This is a genomic window from Methylobacterium fujisawaense (assembly GCF_014138435.1).
Classification (GTDB): Bacteria; Pseudomonadota; Alphaproteobacteria; order Rhizobiales; family Beijerinckiaceae; genus Methylobacterium; species Methylobacterium fujisawaense.
In genome coordinates this window covers 442,445-463,630 of sequence record NZ_JACJIM010000004.1, presented here as the reverse complement: position 1 = coordinate 463,630, position 21,186 = coordinate 442,445, and the positions used below count along the sequence as shown (strand labels likewise).

16 protein-coding genes and 1 pseudogene are annotated in these 21,186 nt (G+C 72.4%); 7 read left to right on the top strand and 10 right to left on the bottom strand.

All coding sequences use genetic code 11. From position 1 onward, the window contains the following. Nucleotides 1-44: 44 nt before the first annotated feature. Together gltA and gltX are read right to left on the bottom strand one after the other, a co-directional pair. On the bottom strand, nt 45-1,334 hold the full coding sequence (gene gltA, locus GGQ91_RS14810; protein ID WP_012319002.1) for a citrate synthase: 1,290 nt from the start codon (nt 1,332-1,334) through the stop codon (nt 45-47). 230 nt (nt 1,335-1,564) lie between these two features. Then, the gene (gltX, locus tag GGQ91_RS14805) at nt 1,565-2,992 is read right to left on the bottom strand and encodes a glutamate--tRNA ligase (RefSeq protein ID WP_182592275.1); all 1,428 of its coding nucleotides are present in this window, start codon (nt 2,990-2,992) and stop codon (nt 1,565-1,567) included. Between the two features lie 192 nt (nt 2,993-3,184). Between gltX and GGQ91_RS14800 the strand changes: the two genes are divergently transcribed. Continuing rightward, nucleotides 3,185-5,476: a ComEC/Rec2 family competence protein gene (locus tag GGQ91_RS14800; protein ID WP_182592274.1), complete on the top strand. Its 2,292-nt coding sequence runs from the start codon at nt 3,185-3,187 to the stop codon at nt 5,474-5,476. Here the strand turns inward: GGQ91_RS14800 and lexA are convergent. Continuing rightward, the gene (lexA, locus tag GGQ91_RS14795; protein ID WP_053608492.1) at nt 5,470-6,207 is read right to left on the bottom strand and encodes a transcriptional repressor LexA; all 738 of its coding nucleotides are present in this window, start codon (nt 6,205-6,207) and stop codon (nt 5,470-5,472) included. The genes GGQ91_RS14800 and lexA overlap by 7 nt on opposite strands. A gap of 250 nt (nt 6,208-6,457) precedes the next feature. On the opposite strand from lexA, the gene GGQ91_RS14790 reads away from it, so the two are divergent. Next, nucleotides 6,458-6,904: a hypothetical protein gene (locus tag GGQ91_RS14790; protein WP_043349584.1), complete on the top strand. Its 447-nt coding sequence runs from the start codon at nt 6,458-6,460 to the stop codon at nt 6,902-6,904. An 18-nt stretch (nt 6,905-6,922) separates the two neighbouring features. Here the strand turns inward: GGQ91_RS14790 and GGQ91_RS14785 are convergent, their stop codons facing one another. Next, complete coding sequence (locus tag GGQ91_RS14785) at nt 6,923-7,138, bottom strand: hypothetical protein (RefSeq protein WP_043349581.1); 216 nt, start codon at nt 7,136-7,138, stop codon at nt 6,923-6,925. An 80-nt stretch (nt 7,139-7,218) separates the two neighbouring features. Between GGQ91_RS14785 and GGQ91_RS14780 the strand changes: the two genes are divergently transcribed. Beyond that, nucleotides 7,219-8,460 carry an NRAMP family divalent metal transporter gene (locus GGQ91_RS14780; RefSeq protein WP_043381939.1) on the top strand — a complete coding sequence of 414 codons (1,242 nt, stop codon included), beginning with the start codon at nt 7,219-7,221 and terminating at the stop codon, nt 8,458-8,460. 62 nt (nt 8,461-8,522) lie between these two features. Further along, nucleotides 8,523-9,062, top strand: a complete 540-nt coding sequence (fae, locus tag GGQ91_RS14775) for a formaldehyde-activating enzyme (protein ID WP_020092273.1) — start codon at nt 8,523-8,525, stop codon at nt 9,060-9,062. A gap of 40 nt (nt 9,063-9,102) precedes the next feature. Here fae and GGQ91_RS14770 read toward each other — a convergent pair whose 3' ends face one another. Genes GGQ91_RS14770 through GGQ91_RS14755 form a run of 4 tightly spaced genes read right to left on the bottom strand, consistent with a single transcriptional unit; the run spans nt 9,103 to nt 15,410 of the window. Further along, a complete protein-coding gene (locus GGQ91_RS14770; protein ID WP_043381941.1) occupies nt 9,103-9,579 on the bottom strand; it encodes a hypothetical protein in 477 nt (158 codons plus the stop codon). Between the two features lie 44 nt (nt 9,580-9,623). Next, complete coding sequence (locus GGQ91_RS14765) at nt 9,624-12,914, bottom strand: error-prone DNA polymerase (RefSeq protein ID WP_182592273.1); 3,291 nt, start codon at nt 12,912-12,914, stop codon at nt 9,624-9,626. Continuing rightward, nucleotides 12,911-14,704, bottom strand: coding sequence for a Y-family DNA polymerase (locus tag GGQ91_RS14760; RefSeq protein ID WP_210281285.1), 1,794 nt, complete (start codon nt 14,702-14,704; stop codon nt 12,911-12,913). The genes GGQ91_RS14765 and GGQ91_RS14760 overlap by 4 nt, the downstream gene beginning before the upstream one ends. Continuing rightward, nucleotides 14,631-15,410, bottom strand: coding sequence for an ImuA family protein (locus GGQ91_RS14755; RefSeq protein ID WP_053608487.1), 780 nt, complete (start codon nt 15,408-15,410; stop codon nt 14,631-14,633). Before GGQ91_RS14755 ends, GGQ91_RS14760 begins: the two co-directional genes overlap by 74 nt. A gap of 231 nt (nt 15,411-15,641) precedes the next feature. On the opposite strand from GGQ91_RS14755, the gene GGQ91_RS14750 reads away from it, so the two are divergent. Further along, nucleotides 15,642-16,532 carry a collagen-like domain-containing protein gene (locus tag GGQ91_RS14750; protein ID WP_043357140.1) on the top strand — a complete coding sequence of 297 codons (891 nt, stop codon included), beginning with the start codon at nt 15,642-15,644 and terminating at the stop codon, nt 16,530-16,532. Nucleotides 16,533-16,542: 10 nt separating this feature from the next. Here the strand turns inward: GGQ91_RS14750 and GGQ91_RS14745 are convergent, their stop codons facing one another. Continuing rightward, nucleotides 16,543-17,760: a TIGR03862 family flavoprotein gene (locus GGQ91_RS14745; RefSeq protein WP_182592346.1), complete on the bottom strand. Its 1,218-nt coding sequence runs from the start codon at nt 17,758-17,760 to the stop codon at nt 16,543-16,545. Between the two features lie 251 nt (nt 17,761-18,011). Between GGQ91_RS14745 and GGQ91_RS14740 the strand changes: the two genes are divergently transcribed. Next, nucleotides 18,012-19,559 carry an MFS transporter gene (locus tag GGQ91_RS14740; RefSeq protein ID WP_182592272.1) on the top strand — a complete coding sequence of 516 codons (1,548 nt, stop codon included), beginning with the start codon at nt 18,012-18,014 and terminating at the stop codon, nt 19,557-19,559. 194 nt (nt 19,560-19,753) lie between these two features. Here the strand turns inward: GGQ91_RS14740 and GGQ91_RS28405 are convergent. Further along, nucleotides 19,754-19,867: pseudogene (locus GGQ91_RS28405) on the bottom strand (methyl-accepting chemotaxis protein); the annotation flags it as partial. A gap of 276 nt (nt 19,868-20,143) precedes the next feature. Between GGQ91_RS28405 and GGQ91_RS14735 the strand changes: the two are divergent. Then, complete coding sequence (locus GGQ91_RS14735; RefSeq protein WP_182592271.1) at nt 20,144-21,178, top strand: TerC family protein; 1,035 nt, start codon at nt 20,144-20,146, stop codon at nt 21,176-21,178. The last annotated feature ends 8 nt before the right edge of the window (nt 21,179-21,186 follow it).

Sequence of the window (21,186 nt, the reverse complement as noted above, 5' to 3'; positions counted from 1 at the left end):
CTCGGCCGCCCCGTCGCTCGCGTCACAGGACAGGTGGTCCTGCCTCAGCCGCGCTGGTCGACCGGCACGTAGTCGCGCTGGGTCGGACCGACGTAGAGCTGGCGGGGACGGCCGATCTTCTGCGACGGATCCTCGATCATCTCGGCCCACTGGGCGATCCAGCCGACCGTGCGGGCCACGGCGAACAGCACCGTGAACATGTCGGTCGGGAAGCCCATCGCCTTGAGGGTGATGCCCGAATAGAAATCGATGTTCGGGTAGAGCTTCTTCTCGATGAAGTACTCGTCCTTGAGGGCGATCTGCTCCAGCTCCATGGCGACGTGGAGCAGCGGATCGTCGGTCTTGCCGAGCTCCTTCAGCACCTGATGGGTGGTGCTCTGCATGATCCGGGCGCGCGGGTCGTAGTTCTTGTAGACCCGGTGGCCGAAGCCCATCAGGCGGAACGGGTCGTTCTTGTCCTTGGCCTTGGCGACGTACTTGCCGACGTTCTCCGGGGTGCCGATCTCCATCAGCATCTTGAGCGCCGCCTCGTTGGCGCCGCCATGGGCCGGGCCCCACAGGCAGGCGATGCCGGCCGCGATGCAGGCGAAGGGGTTGGCGCCCGAGGAGCCGGCGAGCCGCACCGTCGAGGTCGAGGCGTTCTGCTCGTGGTCGGCGTGCAGGATGAAGATCTTGTCGAGCGCCCGGGCGAAGACCGGGTTCACCTCGTATTCCTCGCACGGCACCGCGTAGCACATGCGCAGGAAGTTCGAGGTATAGTCGAGGTCGTTCTTCGGGTACACGAACGGCTGGCCGATCGAGTACTTGTAAGCCATCGCGGCGAGCGTCGGCATCTTGGCGATCATGCGGATCGACGCGATCAGCCGCTGGCTCTCGTCCGTGATGTCGGTCGAGTCGTGGTAGAAGGCCGAGAGGGCGCCCACCGAGGCGACCATCACGGCCATCGGGTGCGCGTCGCGGCGGAAGCCGGTGAAGAACCGGTTCATCTGGTCGTGCACCATGGTGTGGCGCGTGACCCGGTACTCGAAATCGGCCCGCTGGGCGGCGGTCGGCAGGGCGCCGAACAGCATCAGGTAGCAGGTCTCGAGGAAGTCGCCCTTCTCGGCGAGCTGCTCGATCGGGTAGCCGCGATAGAGCAGCACGCCCTCGTCGCCGTCGATATAGGTGATCTTCGATTCGCAGGACGCCGTCGAGGTGAAGCCCGGGTCGAAGGTGAAGGCGCCGGTCTGGGCGTAGAGCTTGCCGATATCGATCACGTCCGGCCCGATCGTGCCGGATTTCACCGGCAGCTCGATCGACTTGCCGTCCACGGTGATGGTGCTGGGTGCGCTCATGGATCGTGGACCCTTCTCTGGCGACGTGGCGGATGCCGGGCTCGGGCTGCCCGAGTCGGTCCCGGGGGCCTGAGCACACGCATTATGCTGCGGGTGCTCACAGGCATGGGTTACCCAAACGGCACTGCAGCAGCAACGGGGTCGGTGACAACCCGACCCCGACGCCAAGCAAATTCCACCAAGCGCAATTCGAGCCGGGGCCGGCAGTTCCCCGGCTACGCCCGGTGGCTTCAGACCTGCGGCACCTGATCGCTCAGGCGGGCGAGGGTTTCCTCCCGACCGAGCACCGCCATCACGTCGAACAGGGGCGGGGAGGTGGTGCGGCCGGTCAGCGCCGCGCGCAGGGGCTGGGCCACCTGTCCGAGCTTGCAGCCGGCGTCCTCCGCGTACTGGCGGACAGCCCCCTCGGTCGAGGCCGCATTCCAGTCCGGCAGCGCCTCGAGCACCGGCCGCACCCCGGCGAGGCGGGCGCGGCCCTCGTCGGAGAGGAGGGCGCGGGCCTTGTCGTCCAGCGCCAGCGGCCGCTGGGCGTAGAGGTAATAGGCGCTGTCGAGGAGCTCGATCAGCGTCTTGGCCCGCTCCTTCAGGCCCGGCATGGCCTGGGTGAGCTTGTCCTTGAGGTCGGGCTGCAGCGGCGCCGACAGGCCGCGCCCGGGACCGACATTGGGCAGGATCGTCTCGATCGCCGCGACGAGATCGGCATCGGCGCTCGTGCGGATGTAGAGGCCGTTGAGGTTGGCGAGCTTGGCGAAGTCGAACCGCGCCGCGGAGCGCCCCACCGCGCCGAGGTCGAAGGCCGCGACCATCTCCTCGGTGGAGAAGACCTCCTGGTCGCCGTGGCTCCAGCCGAGCCGCACGAGGTAGTTGCGCAGGGCCGCCGGCAGGTAGCCGAGATCGCGATAGGCCTCGACGCCGAGCGCCCCGTGGCGCTTCGAGAGCTTGGCTCCGTCCGCCCCGTGGATCAGCGGGATATGGGCCATCCGGGGAATGTCCCAGCCCAAGGCGGAAAAGATCTGGCTCTGGCGCGCCGCGTTGGTGAGGTGGTCGTCGCCGCGGATGATCTGCGTGACGCCCATGTCGTGGTCGTCGACCACCACGGCCAGCATGTAGGTCGGCGTCCCGTCCGAACGCAGCAGGACGAGGTCGTCGAGGTCCTTGTTGGCCCAGGTCACGCGGCCCTGGACGGCGTCCTCGACGACGGTCTCGCCCTCGGTCGGCGCGCGCAGGCGGATCACCGGCTTGACCCCCGCGGGGGCCTCGGACGGGTCGCGGTCGCGCCAGCGGCCGTCGTAGCGGGGGGCGCGGCCCTCGGCCCGGGCGGTCTCCCGCATCGAGGTCAGCTCCTCGGCGGTGGCATAGCAATGGTAGGCACGGCCGGCCGCCAGCAGCTCCTCGGCCACGGCCCGGTGGCGCTCGGCCCGGGCGAACTGGAACACCACGTCCCCGTCCCAGTCGAGGCCGAGCCAGGACAGGCCTTCGAGGATCGCGTCGATCGCGCCCTTGGTGGAGCGCTCCCGGTCGGTATCCTCGATGCGCAGCAGCATCTTGCCGCCGGTGTGGCGGGCGTAGAGCCAGTTGAACAACGCCGTGCGGGCCCCGCCGATATGCAGGTAGCCGGTGGGCGAGGGGGCGAAGCGCGTGACGACGGCTGAGGACATCGGTCCGGTATGTTCCGGGGCTGGTCGCGGACGGAGCGCGACGGACGGCGAAGGGGCGGCGGAGCGGCGAGGGGCTCGACAGGGCGCCCGTAGCACGAAGCACCGGCTGTAGCACGAGCCGGAGGATGCGTTAAGAATCGCCCGCAGAATCGCCCGGCCCCGAGACAGGTCGCGCGGAACGGGGCGGCGGCGATGCGGCGGATCGGCGCGAGGCTGGCGGGCGGCGCGGTGGCGCTGGCCGGCCCCCGCGCGCCCGCCCTCCCGGTCATCCGCCACTGGGTGGCCGAAGGCCTCGCCCGGGACGCCGAGCAGCGCCGGCTGTTCCCCTGGCTGGCGGTGGCCTTCGGCGGGGGTATCCTGGTCTATTTCGCGGCGACCGACGGCGCGCCGAGCCTGGCCGCGCCCCTTGTCGCCGCCGCCCTTGCCCTGGCGCCGATCCCGCTCCTCGGCGCGCGCCCGGCGGCGCTGGCGGCGGTGCTCGCGGTGGCGGCCGCGTTCCTCGGCTTCGCGGCGGCGGCCTGGCGGGTCTCGGAGGTCGCCGCCCCGGTCCTCACCCGCACCACCATCGGCCCCCTCATCGGAACGGTCGAGGCCCTGGACGAGCGCGAGGTCGGTGCCCGGCTGCTGATCCGGGTGGAGAGCTTCGCCGGCCTCGCGCCGGAGGCGCGGCCCGCCCGGGTGCGGGTGTCATTCCGCAAGACGCCGACCCCGCTTCCCGGGGACGTCGTCGCCGCCACCGCCCGGTTGTTGCCACCCCCGGAGGCGGCCCGGCCCGGAGGCTACGATTTCGCCCGAGACGCCTACTTCCAGGGGATCGGCGCGGTGGGCTCGCTGGTCGGGGCGGTCACGATCCGGGCGCCGACCGAGCCGCTGCCCCTCCGCCTGCGGCTCGCCGCCACGCTCGACGCGGCCCGGAACGGGCTCACCCGCCGGATCGCGGAGGCCGCCGGCGGCCAGGCGGGCGCGGTGGCGGCGGCCCTGGTGACCGGCAAGCGCGGCCTCATCGGCCCGGCGACCAACGATGCGCTGCGCGCCGCCGGAATCTACCACGTTGTGTCGATCTCGGGCCTCCACATGGTGCTGGCCGCCGGCGTGGTGTTCTGGCTGGTGCGGGCGCTGCTCGCGCTGGTCCCCCATTGCGCGCTCCTCTGGCCGATCAAGAAGATCGCGGCCGGCTTCGCCATGGTCGGCGTCACCGCCTACTGCGCCTTTTCGGGCTGGGACATCGCCGCCGAGCGCTCGCTGATCATGACCCTGATCATGCTGGGCGCGATCCTGGTGGACCGGCCCGCCCTGTCCATGCGCAACCTCGCCCTCGCGGCGCTGATCGCCCTGGCCCGGGAGCCGGAGGGCCTGCTCGGCCCGAGCTTCCAGATGTCCTTCGGCGCCGTGGCCGGGCTGATCGCTTGCGCGCGGCTGATCGACGGGCGGCTGTTCGTGCGCCCCGGGGCGGGCCGGCTCGGTCGGCTCGTCGGCACCGGCCTCTCGGCGGTCACCGGGACCCTGGCCACGACCCTGGTGGCGCAGGTCGCGACCGCACCCTTCGCCACCTACCATTTCCAGACGATCCAGCCCTTCGGCCTCGTCGGCAACGCCCTGACCCTGCCGCTCGTCTCCCTCGTGGTGATGCCCTCCGCGGTGATCGGGATCCTCGCCTATCCCTTCGCCCTCGACCGCCCGATCTGGTGGCTGATGGGTCAGGCGGTGGGGGGCATGCTCGCCGTCTCCCAGTGGATCGCCGGGTTCGAGCGGGCCATCGTGGTCGTACCGGCCTTCGGCACCGCGGCGCTGTTCCTGCTGACCGCGGGCCTGCTGCTCGCGACGTTACCGGCCTCCCGCCTGCGCTGGCTCGCCGTGCCGCCGATCCTGCTCGGACTCGTCGTCGCGGCCCGACCCGACCGCTACGACCTCTATGTCGATCGGCAGGGTGCGGGGGCCGCGGTGCGGGGGCCGGACGGACGGCTCGCGGCCCTCGGCAGCCCGTCCGGCTTCGTCCTCGAACAATGGCTGAAGGCGGACGGCGACGGACGGGGAGCCGGGGGACTGATCGTCCGATCGGGCAGCGGCCGCTGTGATCGGCTCGGATGCACCGCGCGCCTGCCGGACGGACGGGCGGTCGCCCTGGTCCGGGACCGGCGGGCCTTCCCGGAGGATTGCGCCCGCGCCGCGGTGCTGATCACGGGTCTCGTGGCCCCACCGACCTGCACCGGCCCCCTGGTGATCGACCGGCGCGTCCTGTCCGCCCAGGGCGCCGTCGCCCTCAGGTCCGACGGCGAGAGCTTCGTCGCCCGTCACGCCCGGGCCGATGGCCGCGCCGTGCCCTGGCGACCACGCTCGGAACACGGGCCGGGATCACCACAACCGGTCACCGCGCCCTCCGCGGAGGCCCGCGCCTCTGACGACGGGGCGACAACGCCTCCGGAAACCGATGCGTCGGGCGGGGACCTCGCCCCCGGCGACGCGCCGGCCGAGCCGCTTCAGTAGCGGCGGACGAGGCTGACGAGGCGGCCCTGGATCCGGACCCGGTCGGGCCCGAGGACACGCGTCTCGTAGGCCGGGTTGGCGGCCTCCAGGGCGATCGAGGAGCCGCGGCGGCGCAGACGCTTGAGCGTCGCCTCCTCGTCGTCGATCAGCGCCACGATGATGTCGCCGGTATTGGCCGTGTCCTGCTTGCGGATCACCACGAGGTCGCCGTCGAGGATGCCGGCCTCGACCATCGAGTCGCCGCGCACCTCCAGGGCGTAGTGCTCGCCGCCGGCCACGAAGTCCGGCGACAGGGTGATGGCATGGCTCTGGTTCTGGATCGCCGAGACCGGCGTACCGGCGGCGATCCGGCCCATCACCGGGATCGAAATGGCACGACCGGCGTCGTCGATCATCCGCGTGCTGGCCGGGGCCGGCGGATGCTTGGACTTGCCGCCCTCGACCACGCTCGGGGTGAAACGGCGCGGCTCGGCCGGGGCCGAAGATGGGGCCGAAGATGGGACCGTCTGGCTCAGGCTCTCGGGAATGCGGATCACCTCGATGGCGCGCGCCCGATTCGGCAGGCGCCGGAGGAAGCCGCGCTCCTCCAGGGCCGTGATCAGCCGGTGGATGCCGGATTTCGACTTGAGGTCGAGGGCGTCCTTCATCTCGTCGAAGGACGGCGGGACGCCGCATTCCTGCATCCGGCTCTGGATGAAACGCAGGAGGTCCAGCTGCTTGCGCGTGAGCATCGAAGGGGGACTCGCGGCTTGGCAGACCGCCCCGTGACGGTCTCTGAAACAAATCACGAACAGGTTAAACGTTCCGCAAGTGTTCCGCAAGGGCGGCACCGCTACGCTTGGCGCGTCGCTCCGCGCTCGCGGGAGCAAGGTCGAGAAACGCATTGACGGCGCAAGCGGAGCCGTTTCAATGCACCGCGGCGCCCCGCCGGGAAGGCGGCGGATCCGGGCCGCGGGCTGGGACCCTCTTGGGATGACGAGGATGCGACGACCCGCAGCTCTGCTGCCCCTCGGCCTCGCCGCCCTCGGCCTCGCCGGCTGCACCACCGGGTTCTCCTACATCTCGCGGAACTACGTGGCGCTCACCCCCCAGGTGGTGACGATCGGCTGCAAGGAGCCCTACGAGGTCTACGACAACCGGCAGATGCGCCGGATGCTGATCGTCTCGAACGCCCTGCGCGAATATACCGGCTGCAACCTGAGCGAGGCCCGGATCGATCCGGAGCCGGACGCCACCCGGGTGAAGCGCTTCCGCACCGCCGCCCGGGCCTATCTCGACGAGACCGTGCGCGAGGATTGCCGGATCACCGGCGAGACCGTGTTCGATCCGCTGAAGACCGAGTTCGCCTACGCCTGCGACACGCCGATCGAGAAGCGTGGCACCGTGGTCCCCCGCCTGCCCGGCCGCAATCCCGGTCTCGCCCGCTGACCGACCGGCGGCGCGCCGTCAGGCGCCCGGCTTCGGGAAGGTCCGTTCCGCCGCGTCGCCGGCGGCGGCGAGCAGGGCGCGTGCGAAGGCCCGGGCTTCCGCCCGGTCGAGAACGATCGCGGCGGTGACCGGCGCGCCGCCGAGGTCGGCCAGGGCGAGTTCCAGGCGCACCCCGTCGGGCACGGCGGTCGCCTGCAGGCTCCAGCCGGAGCCCCGATCCGTGCTCTCCGCCATCACATGTCCCTCCCGCCTGCCCCGGGAAAACGCCGCAGGCGCCCGCCGGAACCGCCCGTGCGCGGGACTGTTCCCGAGCCGTGCCCAGCGCTTCCCTGCCTCGCCTGTCCGCTTACCTCAAGGCCGCAGGCCCCGGACTCGTGGTGATGCTGGCCGATACGGATGTCGGAAGCCTCATCACGGCGGCCCAGAGCGGGGCGCGCTGGGGCTATTCGCTCCTGCTCCTCCAGATCCTGCTGGTGCCGATCCTGTACGTCGTCCAGGAGCTGACGGTGCGGCTCGGGACCGCCACCGGACGCGGCCACGGCGCGCTGATCCGGGAGCGCTACGGGCCGGCCTGGGCCTGGATCTCGTACGGCGGCCTCGTGGTCGCCGGCATCGGCGCCATCGTCACGGAATTCTCCGGCATCGCCGGCATCGGGGACCTGTTCGGGGTGCCGCGGCTCGTGAGCCTCGGCCTGCCGGCCTGCCTGCTCCTGGGGCTCGTCTTCACCGGGAGCTACCGGCGCGTCGAGGTCGTGGCGATCGTGGTCGGCCTGTTCGAGCTGGTCTTCGTCGGGCTCGCCGTCGCGGCGCGGCCGAACCTGCCCGAGATCGTCGCCTCCTTCGGGCACATGCCGCTGGGCGACGGCCAGTTCCGGGTGCTGATCGCGGCCAATATCGGCGCGGTGATCATGCCGTGGATGATCTTCTACCAGCAGTCGGCGATCGTCGATAAGGGCCTGGGCTGGGAGCACGCGCGGCGCTCGCGGCTCGACACACTCGTGGGTGCGGTGGTCTCGCAATGCGTGATGGGCGCGATCCTCGTCGCCGCCGCCGCCACGATCGGCAAGGCCGGGCAGGGCAGCGCGAAGGGGCTGGAGACCGTCGGCGATCTCGCGGGCGCCTTCACGCCGGCCCTGGGGCCGTGGCTCGGGCAGGTGGTGTTCGGGGTGGGCATCATCGCGGCGGCCTTCGTGGCGCTCAACGTCGTGGCCCTGGCGCTGGCCTGGGGGTTTGGCGACGTGACCGGCCGGCCGCACTCCCTGGAGCAGTCGCCCCGGGAGGCTCCGGCCTTCTACGGCGCCTTCGCGCTCGCGGTCGCGACCGGCGCGGTCGCCGTGCAGCTCGTGCCGGATCTCGTGGCGCTCAACATCGCCGTGGAGGTGATGAACGCGCTGCTCCTGCCGCTCGCGCTCGGCCTGCTGATCCTCCTCGCCACCCGGGCCCTGCCCGAGGGGCAGCGCGTGGCGGGCGTCTACAAGGGGGTGGTCTACGCGGTGTCGGGGATCACGATCGCGTTCGCGATGGTCGGCGTCCTGGACGGGGTGGGCCTGCTCTGACGCGATTGACGCGGGGCCTCCGATGATGTCTCCCGCGGGCTCCGATCAGGTGGAGTTCGAACATGCAAGAGATCTGGTTCCGCACGGGCGAGGCCACGGTGCTGGCGGCCGAGGGCCAGTACACCGACGCCATGCCGGAGGTGCTGATCGGCTCGGTGCGCGGTCCGGTCGGCCAGGCCTTCGCGTCGATGATGGGGCAGGTCCAGGGCCACACGCGGATGTTCGTGGTCCGCGACCTCAACCAGCTCGTGCGCCCCGCCACGATGATGACCACCAAGGTCACGATCCACACGGCCGAGTATGCCGAGCTCCTCGGCGGCGTGGTCCAGGCCGCCACCGGCGACGCGATCGTGGACTGCATCATCGAGGGCATCCTGCCCAAGGACGGGCTCGACGAGCTGTGCATGATCATCATGATCTGGCTCGATCAGCGCTGCGCCGAGGACGACAACCTCGACCAGAAGGACCTCTACCGGACCAACTACGAGGCGACGAAGCTCGCCATCGCCCGCGCCCTCAAGGGCGAGCCGACGGTGGACGAGCTGATCGCCAACCGGAAGACCGTGAAGCACTACGCCCTGGACGGCGTGATCGAGTACTGATCGGCCCCTTCGCGCGCATCCTGCCGGGGTCGATATCGCATCACCCCGGCGGGATGCGCCCCACCGAGCACAGGGTCCGCATCGCGGTGCTGCCCGGGTCGGTGTAGCAGGAGGCAGACCAGCCGTTCTGCTGGATGAACGACTTGCGCCGCTCCGACAGCGCGGTCCGGTAGGCGCTGGCGATGATCGGCTCGACGGTCGCGGCCGGCTCGCCGACCAGGATCTCGGAGGCCACCGACAGGTCGCGGAAGAAGGTCGCCGAGGGGGCGGGCTCGGCCGAGGTCGCCTGCACGATCGGCTCGGCCCGGCAGGTCACGTCGAACTTGATCGGACCGGCCATGCGGATGTCGATGCTGGGGCCCGCCCGCTTGCCGACCTTGCCGCCGATGGCGCCGGCGATCTGGCGGGTGAGGTCGTCGCAGCTGTCGGCCCGGGCGGCCTCCGCCCAGAGGGGGAGGGCCGCGCAGGCGGCGAGGCAGGCGGCGAGGAGGAGGCGCGGAACGGCGAAGCTCGACATGGCCGCACTCTACGCGCGGCGCGGGGCCTGTCGAGGGGCGTTCCTCAGTGGAAATCCCGGCTGCGATACACGCGCCGATCCGGGGGCACGCCGAAATCCGTGTTCTCGGGGGGCAGCTTCATCCCGGCCTCGCGCAGATCGCGCAGGGACGCGGTGAGATCGCGAAACCCCTCGGCCACGAGATGGACCACCCCGTCCGCCCGCTGGATCCGGCCGCGCACGGCGAGGAACCGGGCCTGCATGGCGATCCGGCGGTTGGCCTCGAACACCGTCTTCCAGACGATCACGTTGGCGATACCGGTCTCGTCCTCCAAGGTCAGGAACACCACGCCCTTGGCGGTGCCGGGCCGCTGGCGGATCAGCACGAGGCCCGCCACCGTGACCCGCGCCCCCTGGGGCAAGGCGGGATCGAGATGCGCCCGGGCCGGGATCGCGCCGATCCGGGCGAGCCGCCCCCGGAAGAAGGCGACCGGGTGCCCCTGCAGCGACAGGCCGGTGGCGGCGTAATCCTCGGCCACCGCCTCGGACGGGGCCAGGGACGGCAGGTCCACGGCCGGCTCGTGCCGGAACAGTCCGTCATCGGCGTGCCAGGCGAAGAGCGGCAGGGGCGCGTCGAGGAGATGGGCCCGGCGCGCGCTCGGGTCGGCCTTGGCGGCCTTGCGCGCCGAGGTCCCCTCCAGGGTGCGGACCATCCAGAGGGCGGCGCGCCGGTCGAGGCCCAGCGAGCGGAACGCGTCCGCCTCGGCCAGCCGCTCCAGGGTGTTGCGGGGCAGGGCGAGGGCGGCCTGCAGGCCCTCGATGCTGGCATAGCCGTTGGCCCGCAGCCGCACGAGCCGGCGCATGGCGGCCTCGGGCAGGCCGCGCACCACCCGCAGGCCGATCCGCACGGCGTGCAGCGCGGGATTTCCGGCCGGCTCCAGGGTGCAGTCCCAGTCGCTGGCGTTGACGCAGACGCCCCGCACCTCGACCCCGTGGGCGCGGGCGTCGCGCACCAGCTGGGCCGGCTGGTAGAAGCCCATGGGCTGGGCGTTGAGGATCGCGGCCAGGAAGACGTCGGGGTGCCGGCACTTCATCCAGGCCGAGGCGTAGACGAGGAGCGCGAAGCTCGCCGCGTGGCTCTCCGGGAATCCGTAGGTGGAGAAGCCGCGGATCTGCGCGAAGCAGCGCTCGGCGAAGTCCTGCGGGTAGCCCCGCCGGGTCATGCCGCCGACGAACTTGTCCGCGAAGCCGCCGATCGAGCCGACATGGCGGAAGGTCGCCATCGCCCGGCGCAGGCCGTCGGCCTCGGCCGGGGTGAAGCCCGCCGCCGTGATGGCGATCTGCATGGCATGCTCCTGGAACAGCGGCACCCCGTAGGTCTTCTGCAGGACCTCCTTCAGTTCGTCCGCCGGCCCGTGGTCCGGGTGCGGGGCGGGGTACTCCACCGGGTCGATCCCGGAGCGGCGCCGCAGGTAGGGATGGACCATGTCGCCCTGGATGGGACCGGGGCGCACGATCGCCACCTGCACGACGAGGTCGTAGAATTCCTTGGGCTTCAGGCGCGGCAGCATCGACATCTGCGCCCGGCTCTCGACCTGGAACACGCCGACGGAATCGGCCTTCGCCAGCATCGCGTAGGTGGCGGGATCCTCCTGCGGCAGGTCGGCCAGCGTCTCGTAGAAGGTATTGTGGTCCTTCTCCAGAAACGCGAGGCCGCGCTTGAGGCAGGTCAGCATGCCGAGCGCCAGAACGTCGACCTTCATCAGGCCGATCGCGTCGATGTCGTCCTTGTCCCACTCGATGAAGGTGCGGTCCGCCATGGCGCCGTTGCCCACCGGCACGGTCTCGTCGAGGCGCCCGCGGGTCAGCACGAAGCCGCCGACATGCTGGGACAGGTGGCGGGGGAAGCCGATCAGCTGATGGGCGAGGTCCAGCGCCTGCCGGATCGCCGGGTTCCCCGGATCGAGGCCGGCCTCGCGCACATGCTGGTCCGGCATCCCGGTGCCCCAGGAGCCCCAGACCGTGTCGGCGATCGCCGAGGTCACGTCCTCGGTGAGCCCGAGGACCTTGCCGACCTCGCGGATCGCCATGCGCGGACGGTAGTGGATCACCGTGGCGCAGAGGGCGGCCCGCTCCCGGCCGTAGCGGGCGTAGAGGTGCTGGATCACCTCCTCGCGGCGCTCGTGCTCGAAATCGACGTCGATGTCGGGGGGCTCGCCCCGGTTCTCCGAGATGAAGCGGGCGAAGAGCAGCCGGTGCTTGGACGGGTCCACCGCGGTGATGCCGAGGCAGAAGCACACGGCGGAATTGGCCGCCGAGCCGCGGCCCTGGCAGAGGATCCCCTTGCCGCGGGCGAACTCGACCACGTCGAACAGGGTCAGGAAGTAACGGGCATAGTCCATCTTGGCGATGAGCCGCAGCTCCTCGCGGAGCGTCGCCGCGACGGCGGAGGGAATATCGCCGCCGTAGCGCCAGTGCGCCCGCTCGAAGGTCTTCTCCTCCAGGTATTCCTGCGGCGTGCGCCCGGGGGGCACCGGCTCGTCGGGATATTCGTAGCGCAGCTGGGACAGGCAGAAGCCGCAGGCCTCGGCGATCTCGACGGTGCGGGCCACCGCCTCCGGGTGGTCGGCGAACAGCCGCGCCATCTCGGCGGGGGGCTTCAGGTGGCGCTCGGCATTGGCCTCCAGCCGGTAGCCCGCCTCGCCGATCCGGCAGCCCGCGCGGATGCACGTCACCACGTCCTGGAGCGGGCGCCGCTCGGGATGGTGGTAGAGCGCGTCCGAGACCGCGACCATCGGCGCGCGGGCGGCCGCGCCCAGCTCGGCGAGCAGACCGAGGCGGCGCCGCTCGTCGCCCCGGCGCGTATGGCTCGCCCCGAGGAAGGTCCGGCCCGGGGCCGCGGCGGCGAGCGCCTCCAGACGCGACCGGAAGCCCTCCGGCAGGCGCCGGGCCGGCGGCATGGCGATGAACATCTGCCCCTCCGCGGCCTCCAGCATCTCGGCGAAGGCGAAGCGGCATTCCCCCTTGCGGACGCGCCGGTTGCCCAGGGTGAGCAGCCGGCAGAGGCGCCCCCAGGCCGCCCGGTCCATCGGGTAGGTGACGGCCTCGAACCCCTCCTCGGTGACGAGGCGCACGCCGGGCAGGATCCGGATCTTCGTGCCCTCCGCTTCGAGCGCCCGCGCCGCCGCATGCGCCCGGACCACGCCGGCCACGGTGTTGCGGTCGGCGATGCCGATCGCCGAGAGGCCGTAGGCCGCCGCCTGCACGACGTAGTCCTGCGGGTGCGCGGCGCCGTGGAGGAACGAGAAGTTCGTGGTGACGGCGAGTTCGGCGAAAGGGATCTCGGGGCGGCTCACGCGAACAGCCCGTGGACGTACCACGCGGCCGGCTGCCCGGGGGCGTGCGGCCCGTCGCGGTAGAGCCAGAGCCGGTGACCGGCCTCGCATTCGATGCGGTAATAGTCGCGCTCCGCGCCGGGCGCGCACCACCATTCGGCGGAAATCCGCTCCGGCCCCTCGGCATGGGCGACGCGGTGAACCTGCGCGCGCCAGCGGAAGCGCCGGGGCGGCCCCTCCGGGACGGCGGAGAGCACGTCGCACGCGGCTTCGCCCCGGGGGAACAGCACCAGGGGGCGGGGCGGGAGGTGATCGGGCCAGGGGATGGAGCAGGGGACGGAGATGGGAAAGGCCCGCGCCCTCACGCCCCCCTCTGCGGGGGAGGTTGGCTCCTGCTTCAGAAGGGGCCGGGAGAAGGAAAAGCCGCTTCCGGAAGGATCGCGCGCTTCATGATGGCCACGGCCGGACCCTGCACCCTCGCCCCCCCCGTGCGGGACTTCGTGCCGACTCGTCCCCCTTCGGGGGGCATCCTCCTCCGCAGAGGGGAGAGGGCGATGCGCGCGCGTCCGGCCGATGTCCTTGTCCGCTGACGATCCGTGCCCCTCTCCGGCAACCCAGGGACCGCTCCGATCAGCCCGTTCCGGCAGGTGACTCGCCCGTGGCTCCAGGCGCAGCAACCCCCGCCCGAGGCGCTGCGCCAGGGCATCGGCCAGGACGGCGACCCCATCGCCGGAGGCGTCCGCCCCGAGATCGGTCTGGCGGGCCGGCATGGCGCCGGTCACCGTCACGGCGAGCGCCACGGTCTCGAAGCCGAACCCGGCCTCGAGGGCGGAGCCCAACCGGTCGAGGCGCAGGGAAACCAGGGCCGCGACCCGCTCGGGGTGACGCTCGGGGCGCGACAGACCGAGATCGAGGGCCCGCACCACCCCGTCGACCCGGTGCAGGGCGAGGCGCAGGGCACAGGCACCGAGCCCGTCCCGCTCCAGACGGGGGGCGATCTCGGCCATCAGGTCGCGGGCGGTCCGGACGATGTCCGACTGCCGCCCGATCGGGTCGAGGAAGCCGCGGGCGGCGGCGTATTCGGCGGCCTCCGACAGGGGCGCCAGCGGCTCGGGACGGCGTGCCAGGGCCTGATCGAGGCGCAACAGCAACGCCTCGCCGAAGCGACGGGCGAGGGGCCCCCGGGGGAGGGCATCGAGTTCGCCCATCCGGCGCAGGCCGAGCCGCTTCAGCCCCGAGACCGTGCCGGGATCCAGCCGCAGGGCCTCCACGGGCAGACCCCGCAGAGCCTCGGCCGCCCCGCCCGGCGGCACGACGATCCGGTCGACCCCGCCGTGGCTGGCCAGCGCGAAGGCGGCCCCGGGTGTGTCGGCAAGGGCGATCCGGGCGGGGATATGTCCCCGCGCGAGACGGTCTGCCAGATCGTCGACGAGACTCGCCTCGCCGCCGCGCAGGTGACTGGCCCCGGCGACGTCGATGTAGAGCCCGTCCCCCGCCTCGGCCGGCCCGAACGGCGCCACGAGGGGCGCGTAGCCGCCCGCCCAGCGGCAGAGCCGCAGCAGAGCGTCCCGGTCGGCGGTCGGGTCGGCGGGATAGACCTGGAGCGGCACACCGATCCGCGCCCGGACCCGGCCCAGGGGCTCGCCGGGTTGGAGGCCCAGGGCGCGGGCCTCCGGGTCGAGGGCCACGAGCCGCAGGCCGCCGGGGCCCTCGGCGGCCACCGCGAGGGGGCCGCGCTCAGGCGCGAGACCGGCCCGCCGCAGCCGCGTCACCGGCCAGTGGCTCAGGCAGATGCAGACGATGCGCGGCATGGTCCCACTCCAGAAGCCAGTCGCCGCCCCGCCCGTTGCGACAGCGTTCGAGCCGCGCCCGCCAGCGCGGCCTGTCGAGGGTGCCGAACCGGTCCCGCGCCGCGGGCGCCGCGGCGATCCGCCAGCGGGTGGCGGCCCCGTTGGGCAGGCCGGCAGGCGCCGGCCGCAGGATCAGCAGCAGCGGCGGAGCAGACCCTTCCGCGGCGAGTTGCAGGCGCCGGCCCGGCTTCAGCGGCAGGCCGTCCCGGACGAGGCCGACGAGGGCCGTGAGCGCCCGGGCGTGCAGGGCCGCCTCCAGCGCGCGGAACACCTCCGCATCGCTGCCGGCCTCCAGCAGCAGCAGCCGGGCGGGATCGAGGCCGAGTCCCGCGAGGCCATGGCCGTAGGGCAGGGGCTGCCCCGGCGCGGCGGCGATCAGCGCCGGACCAGGCCGGCCAGCGAGGTGGCGGGCGCAGAGCGCCAGGGCGAATCCGAGGGCCGCGACCCCGTCCACGGGCTCGGCCGGCGCGATCTCGTGGGGCGGCCCGAGGACGAGGCCGCCGCCCGGCAGATGCCCGTCGAGCTCCGGTACGCCCAGCGGCAGGACCGGCGGCAGGTCCCGCTCGCCGGCCGGCGGCGCGAGGCGCATCCGCAGGGCCGCAAGCCGGGCCCGGGGATCGCCCCGCGCGATCGCCCCCTCGGTCTCGTCCGCAGGGTCCAGCCCCATCTCCGTCGGCTCCGGTCATGCCGGACGATAGGAACATAACAGGAACGCACACAAACGGTTTCCACGGCGTCCCGGAATCGCGCACGGAAGCAGCGGCTTGGCCTGTGGATGGCTGTGGACGCCTGTGGAATCGACCGCCACCGCCGGTTCCGCCGCCCCGGTTGACCTCCCTCGCAGGGCGAGACCAATGTCGGGCCGCCGCGTGCGTGACGCGGCCGAACCGGACCGCGCATGCGCTCAGCCCTCACTCTGACGATCCTGCTCGCCCTGTCGGGGGCGGCGCTCGGCCAGCAGGCGGATCCGCCGGGTGGCGCAGGTCCGGATCCGGCCGCGGCCGCCGCAGGGCGATCGCGCCCGGCCCGCCCGCGGGTCCGGCACGCGCAGACCCCGAGCCAGCCGATCATGGTCTACGACGCGCGCATCGAGGCCGGCGACCTCCGGATCTCGGGCTCGGTGCGCAAGCCCGGGGCGATCGTGGTGCTGGACGACGACATCTCGATCCAGGCCGACCGGCGCGGACGGTTCACCTTCCGGCTGCCCTACCGGCCTTCGACCTGCGTGGTGACGCTGAAGGCGGAGCCGGACGAGCGGGAGGCGGTTGTGGCGAACTGCGCGCCGGAGGGTCCGCCCGGACCGCCCGGCCCTCAGGGTGTCGCAGGACCGCCCGGGGAGACGGGGGCCAAGGGCGAGGCCGGTCTCAAGGGCGATCAGGGGGCCAAGGGAGACCAAGGAGCCAAGGGCGAGCAGGGTCTCAAGGGCGATACGGGTCCTCAGGGCGAGACCGGTCCGAAAGGGGAGACCGGCCCCCAGGGCGCGGTCGGCCCGCAGGGCGCACCGGGCCCGAAGGGCGATGCCGGGGCCGCGGGCCTGCAGGGTCCTCCGGGCCCGCGGGGTCCGGTCGGACCGCAGGGCGGCCCGGGCCCGAAGGGCGAGGCCACAGCCGCCAGCTTGCGACCCGTGCGCAAATCCGATTGCCCGGGGGGCTGCACGATCACCTGCGGGACCGGCGAGATGCTGGTCACGGCCCATTGCCTCAAAGGTGGCGTGGCGGTCTATGACGGGGAGGGCGCCAGCTGCCCCGCGGACGCGTCCGGCATCGTCGGGTTCTGCACGCGGCCGTGAGGCGGGCGCGTCAGCCGCCGGTCTCGCGCAGCCAGTCGAGCATCCCGGCGGCGGCCGCCCTTCCGCCCGCGAGGGCGCCCTGGAGCAGGTAGCCGCCGGTCGGCGCCTCCCAGTCGAGCATCTCCCCGGCCAGGAACAGGCCGGGATGGGCCCGCAGCATCGACCGTTCGTCGAGGGCGTCGAGCCGGACGCCGCCCGCCGTCGAGATCGCCCGCTCGATCGGCGCGGAGGCGGTGAGGGTGATGGGCGCGGCCTTGATCAACCCGGCCAGCGCCCCGGGATCCGCCGGGAGGGCGGCGCCGGCCGCCTCGCGCAGCAATCCCGCCGCCACGGGCGCGAGGCCCGCGGCTTTGCGCAGCCGGGTCGCGGCCGAGTCGCCCGGCCGGGCGCCGGACAGACGGCGGGCGAGGGCCTCCCGGGTGAGGTCGGGGCGGAGATCCACGACGAGCCGCGCGCGGCCCCCGGCCGCGATCGCTTCGCGTAAGGCGCGCGAGAGGGCGTAGATCGCTCCGCCCTCGATGCCGGTCTGCGTGATCACGGCCTCGCCCCGCACCACGGTGCCTTCGCAGGCGAGCGCCACCCGCTTCAGCGGCGCTCCGGAGAACCGCTCCCGGAACAGGTCGGACCACGCCACCGCGAAGCCGGCATTGGCCGGACGCAGGGGCGCCACCGCCACCCCGAGCCCTTCGAGGAGGGGCACCCAGCGCCCGTCCGAGCCGAGGCGCGGCCAGCTCGCCCCGCCGAGCGCCAGCAGGGTGGCGCGGGGCCGGATCGCGCGCGGCCCGTCCGGGGTGTCGAAATGCAGCGTCCCGCCCAGGGCCGTGAGCCGGTGGCGGGTGTGGATCCGGACCCCGAGGCGGTCGAGCCGCGCCAGCCATGCCCGGAGCAGGGGAGAGGCCTTGAAGCTGCGCGGGAAGACGCGCCCGCTCGACCCGACGAAGGTCGGCTCGCCGAGTTCCGCGCACCACGCCCGCAGCGCGTCGGGCGGGAAGGCCGCGATGGCGGCATCGAGACAGCCGTGCGGATGGTAGCGGGCGAGGAAGTCCGCCCGCGCCTCGCTGTGGGTGATGTTGAGGCCGCCGCGCCCGGCGATCAGCAGCTTGCGGGCGACCGAGGGCATGCGCTCGTAGACCGCGACCGCGCGGCCAGCGCCTCCCAGCACCTCGGCGGCGGCGAGCCCGGCCGGCCCGCCGCCCACGATGGCGATTGCATCCCTGTCATCCGGCATCCGCCGGGAGAGCGACAGGCCGCCAGTCCTGTCAAGGGCGAAGACAGGATCGGTGCCGGACGGCATGGGCTGCCCTCCGGCGCTGCGCTAAGGATCGATACGGCCGAGCGGAAGCTCTTCTTGGTCTCGGGCCTCGCGGACAGCGGCGGCCCGAGCCGCGGCCGCGGGCCGTCCGCCATCCCCTTTCGCCGCCCTGTCCCCATTCGCACCGGATGGTCGGCCGGCACGGCTCGGATCAGAGGCTCAGACACGTGGCCAGCCCCGCTGCCGTCACCGGAACCCCGGCGCAGACACAGGCGCAGACCGGCGCCCCTCAAGATCGCCTCAGCCAGAGCGAGATTCGCGCGATCGTCTACGGCCTGATGACCGCGATGCTGCTCGCGGCCCTCGACCAGACCATCGTGGCGACCGCCATGCCGACCATCGGGCTCGACCTCGGGGACGCCGCCAACCTCCCCTGGATCGTCACCGCCTACCTGCTGGCCTCCACGGCGGTGACCCCGCTCTATGGCAAGCTCAGCGACATCCACGGCCGGCGGATCATGCTGCTGATCGCCATCGCGACCTTCGGGCTCGGGTCGCTGGCCTGCGCGCTCGCCCCCACGATGGTGACGCTGGCGCTGGCCCGGGGCCTCCAGGGGATCGGCGGTGGCGGGCTGATCGCGCTTTCCCAGACCATCCTGGCCGACATCATGTCGCCCAAGGAGCGCGCCCGCTATCAGGTGGTGATCGCGGGCGTGTTCGTGGCCGCCTCGGTGGCGGGGCCGCTGCTCGGGGGCCTCTTCGCCCAGCACCTGCACTGGTCGCTGATCTTCTGGATCAACCTGCCGATCGGCATCCTCGCCTTCGCGCTGACCAACGCCAACCTGAAGCGCCTGCCGCGCCACGACCGCCAGCACCGGCTGGACTGGCCCGGGGCCGCCCTGATGGTCGCGGGCTCTGTCACCCTCCTGCTGGCCCTGAGCTGGGGCGGCGTGCGCTATCCCTGGGGCTCGCCCACGATCCTCGCCCTCCTCGCCGGGGCGGCCGTACTGGCCGGCGGTTTCGCGGCGCGGCTCGGCACGGCGTCAGAGCCGCTGATCCCCACGGAGGTGCTCAAGGACCGGGTGGTCTACAGCGCGACGCTGGCCGCCTGCTTCGCCATGGGCACCTTCATCGGCCTCACCATCTATGTGCCGATCTTCCTCGAAGGGGTGATCGGGCTCTCGGCGAGCGAGTCCGGCGTGGCGCTGGTGCCGCTGATGATCGGCACCGTCACGGGCGCGACGCTGTCGGGCCGATCGATGCTGCATTTCCGGCACTACAAGCGCGTGCCCCTCGCGATGATGAGCCTCAGCCTCGCCTGCTGCGCCACCATCGCCTGGGAAGGCCGGGCGCTGCCCTTCTGGCTCATGGAGGTGCTGTTCGCGCTGCTCTCCATGGGCATCGGGACGATCCTGCCCCTCTCCACCATCGCCATCCAGAACGCGGTGGAACCGCACCAGCTCGGGATCGCCACCGCCGCGATGAACTTCTTCCGGTCGCTCGGCGGGGCACTGATCGTGGCGGCTTTCGGCACGATCGTGCTCGGCGGCGTCGCGGGCGGGGCAGGGAGCGGGACAGGAGGCCACGACGTGGAGAGCCTGATCCGCGGCGCGGACCCGGCGCAGCTCGCCCTGACCTTCCGTTTCGTCTTCCTGGCCGCCTGCCTCGGCCTGCTGGGCGCCTTCACGTTCCTGGCGCTGATGGAGGAGCGGCCCCTGCGCGAATGCGCATCGCCGCGGATGGGCGGGGAACCGGCTACCGGCGACCCGGGCTGAGGGTTCGGAACCTCGGCTGCGGCGTCGCTCGGCTGGCCGGCGTGCTTGGCCGGCGTGCTTGGCCGGTGTGCTTGGCCGGCGCGGAGCGAAGACCGTCTCGGGGCACGTGGCGCTGCGATCGACGACGCTCTCGCAGATCCGGACCGTGCCGCCCGGCAAACGGATCCCTCGTCCACCCCGTCAACACACCGCACGCGCGGCCTTTCGATGGGGGCGTTGAGCGCCAGCAGATTGGTCTGTCCGGCGATCCCCTGGATCAGGGTCACGACCTCGCCGATCTGCGCGGCTTGTCCGCTCAACCCCTCCAGTACGGGTGCACGCCGTCCCGAACGCGCCGCGAGAGCGGCCGTGCCGACTGAGCCGGCCCGGCCGGGCCGCACATCCGATCCAGGCGCCGCCCACCGGCACATTCCCGATGGAACCATCCGGGGATGCAGGCCCGCATCCCCAGCCCTGCCCTTGATTCGCCCCGATCACCGCTTACCTCGCCCCTATCGGCTGCGGGCCCCTCTGGCGGGCGCTTCCCAGCGCCCGTGATGTCGGAGCCGATGCTTTCCTTCCGGAATCAGCATCAGGTCCCGCGCATGATGGACGTCCTCACCATCGAATGGCTCGGCAAGCCATTGTGGATGTGGCTCGGGTTCCACCTCCTGATCGCCGGCCTGCTCGCCTTCGACCTCGGACTCCTCCACCGCGACAAGGAGCACGAGATCGGCGTCCGGGAGAGCTTGGCTCTCACCGGCTTCTACCTTGCGCTGGGCCTCGCCTTCGGCGGCTGGATCTGGTGGTATCTGGGTCCCCAGTCCGGCGAGGAATACGTCACCGGACTCGTGGTCGAGAAGTCGCTGTCGATGGACAACGTCTTCGTCATCGCCATGATCCTCACGGCGCTCGGCGTCCCCCGGGCTGCCCAGCACCGGGTCCTCCTCTGGGGTATCCTGGCGGCGGTGCTGCTGCGCGGTCTGATGATCGGACTGGGCGCCGCGCTGGTGCACGAGGTGCACTGGGTTCTGTCCCTGTTCGCCGCCTTCCTGATCTATGCCGGCCTGAAGATCCTCGTCTCGGGCGACGAGGAGGAGGGCGACTTCCAGAACAGCGCCGTCGTGCGCTGGTTCAAGTCCACCTTCCGGGTGACGCCGGAGCTGCACGGCCAGCGTTTCACGGTCCGCAAGACCGATCCGAAGACCGGTAGGGTCGCCCTGTACTTCACGCCGCTTGCCCTCGCCCTGGTGCTGGTGAACGGCGCCGACGTGATCTTCGCGGTCGACAGCGTGCCTGCGATCTTCGCGATCACCACCGACACGTTCGTGGTCTACACCTCCAACATCTTCGCGATCCTGGGCCTGCGCGCCCTCTATTTCGCCCTGGCCGCGATGGTCGACCGGTTCGCCTATCTCAAGACCGCGCTCGCCTTCATCCTGATCTTCATCGGCGCCAAGATCGTGGTGGCCGACACGTTCGGGCTCGTGACGGTTCCGCCGTGGGTCTCGCTGGTGGTCACCCTGACGCTGCTGGCGGCCGGCGTCGCCTACAGCCTCTGGCGGACCCGGACCGACGCGCCGGATCAAGCGGACGCGGATCCCGTCCCTCCGCACGAGGCCCGGGCCCACCGCGCCTGAGGCGGGAC